Source organism: Streptomyces sp. SID14436 (genome assembly GCF_010548465.1).
Classification (GTDB): Bacteria; Actinomycetota; Actinomycetes; order Streptomycetales; family Streptomycetaceae; genus Streptomyces.
In genome coordinates this window covers 1-2,407 of the sequence record NZ_JAAGMD010000687.1, presented here as the reverse complement: position 1 = coordinate 2,407, position 2,407 = coordinate 1, and the positions used below count along the sequence as shown (strand labels likewise).

Annotated in this window: 2 protein-coding genes; one reads left to right on the top strand and one right to left on the bottom strand. The window is 76.2% G+C overall.

Annotated features, from left to right (window positions below; all coding sequences use genetic code 11):
* Positions 1-789 (top strand): hypothetical protein (locus G3I53_RS24920; RefSeq protein ID WP_239064090.1); only part of this gene is annotated, 789 nt, incomplete at its 5' end.
* A 51-nt stretch (positions 790-840) separates the two neighbouring features.
* Here the strand turns inward: G3I53_RS24920 and G3I53_RS24915 are convergent.
* Positions 841-2,043 (bottom strand): amino acid deaminase/aldolase, encoded by a 1,203-nt coding sequence (locus tag G3I53_RS24915; protein ID WP_164438788.1) that lies wholly within the window; start codon positions 2,041-2,043, stop codon positions 841-843.
* Positions 2,044-2,407: the final 364 nt, after the last annotated feature.

Sequence of the window (2,407 nt, the reverse complement as noted above, 5' to 3'; positions counted from 1 at the left end):
CCCGGCGGGACGGGCGGGACGGGCCGCGCCCGGGTGATCGCCGTCGTCACGGCGGGCGCCGTGCTCGTCGCCGCGATCGTCACCGGGGTGGTGCTCCTGCGCGAGGACGACGGCCGGACGTCGGTGCGGACCGGGCCCACCGCCACCTCGTCCGCAGCCGCCCCGCCCAGCCGCACACCGTCGCCCTCCGCCTCCGCCTCCGAGCCGTCCGCCGACGACCCGGCGGTCGTCGAGGACCAGCTCAACGGCGTGACCTTCCCGCTCCTCGACGGCTGGGTCCGGCCCCGGCACATCGCCGAGGACGACGTGATCATGACCACCGACGGCACGTACGACTGCCCCGGCGAGGGCTCGGTCTGCCGGCACGGCATGGTCATCTCCCGCACCGTGACCGGCAGCGACGAGACGTCGCCCGAGCGGCTCGCCAAGGAGGACATCTCCGACGCCGCAGACGACGCCTTCGACCGCGACCTCATCGGCAACCGCCCCTACGGCGGCATCACGTCCCACACCACCGTGAAGTCCGGGCCCGTCGCGGTGGCGGGCCGGGCCGGCTACCTCGTGCGCTGGCGCGTCAAGACGGCCAAGGGCCCCGGCGGCTACGTGCAGTCGATGGTGTTCCCCTCCAGCGTCGGCACGGAGTCCCCGGTCCTCGTCCGCTACGTCGTCGACGCCGGGGAGGACGCGCCGCCGCTGTCGGACATGGACCGCATCACCCGCGGCATCCGCACGATCGGCGACACCGGCAGCGGCGGCGGGGTCGGCAGCAGCATCGGTCCCACGGACTGAGCACCCCGGACTGAGCACCCCGGCCCGCACGGGCCCGCCGGGGGCCCGGCGTCAGAGGAACGTCATGCCCTCACCGCGGTACGTCGGCACGGTGTCCGTCACCGTGTCGCCCTCGACCAGGTGCAGCGCGTCGAACCGCTCGCACAGCTCACCCGCCTTGGCGTGCCGGAACCACACCCGGTCACCGATCAGCAGGTCGTCCGCGGGGGAGCCCAGCAGCGGCGTCTGCACCTCCCCGGCACCCTCCTGGGGGTCGTAGCGCAGGCCCTCGGGCAGGTACGGCACCGGCAGCCGGTCGGCGCCGGGCGCGCCCGATGCCGGATAGCCCCCGCCCAGCACGGTCACCGCGCCGACCCCCGGCCGCCGCACGACCGGCAGGGCGAACAGCGCCGCCGGACGGCCGGTGAACGAGGTGTAGTTGTCGAACAGCCGCGGCACGTACAGCCCCGACCCGGCCGCGACCTCCGTCACGGCGTCTTCCCCGGCCGTGTGCTGCACGCTGCCCGTGCCCCCGCCGTTGACGAACTCCAGGTCCGGGACGACCTCCCGCACCGCCCGCACCACCGCCGCGCGCCGCTCGGCCAGTTCGCGCCGGGCCGCGGCCTGCATCAGCCGCACCGCCCGCGACCGCAGCGGCCTGCCCGCCACCGCGTCGCCGACGCCCGCGACATGCCCCTCGTACGCCATCAGGCCCACCACCCGGAACCCGGGGCGCCGGGCCACCGCCCGCGCCACCTCGGCGACCTCGGCGGGGGAGTGCAGCGGGGAACGCCGGGCGCCGACCCGCACCCGGCCGCCGAACAGCCGCAGGGACGTGTCCAACTCCAGGCACACGCGCACCACTTCGCCCCCTCCGGCGCGCGCGGAGTCGATCAGGTCCAGCTGGGCCGGGTCGTCGACCATCACGGTGACCGCCGCAGCCAGCTTGGGGTCGGCGGCCAGCTCGGCGTAAGCGGCCCGGTCGGCCGAGGGGTAGGCGAGCAGCACGTCGTCACAGCCCGACCGCGCGAGCCACAGCGACTCGGCGAGGGTGAACGACATGACCCCCGCGAACCCCTCCCGGGCCAGGGCCCGTTCGAGCAGGGCGCGGCAGCGCACGGACTTCGAGGCCACCCGGACCGGCTTGCCCCCGGCCCGGCGGACGAGGTCGTCGGCGTTGGCGTCGAAGGCGTCCAGGTCCACGATCGCCAGCGGGGCGTCGAGGTGGGCGGTGGCCCGGTCGTAACGGGCCCGGTCGGAGGCGCGCGCAGTCATGAACGAAGCCTGCCAGACAGGATTACCGCAGGGTAGGGGGACGTTCCGGGCAGATGCCGCGGCTGCGCGGACTGGTTCCCGCCCGGCCCGGATCACGCCGTAGAGTGACGCGCACGCCCGGACGGAGGACACCGGGCCCGGGCCGCGCCGGGATGACGCCTCACCCGTGCGGGTATCTCTGCCCGGGACGGCTCCGCGCCGGGTGCGACAGCGACACACCGGCCCGCGGCGAGGAACGCGGGCACGAGGAACGGGGGGTGCATGAGCACGGAAGCGCAGCGCGCCTCCCACCCCCCGCGCCCCACCACCCCGCCGGCCGCAGCCCCGCCCCCGCCGGCTTCGCCGCCGGCCGCTCCGCCGGCTG

Coding starts and splice junctions, on each gene's coding strand:
- G3I53_RS24915 (WP_164438788.1), bottom strand. CDS start 2,043: ATGACTGCGCGCGCCTCCGACCGGGCCCGTTACGACCGGGCCACCGCC.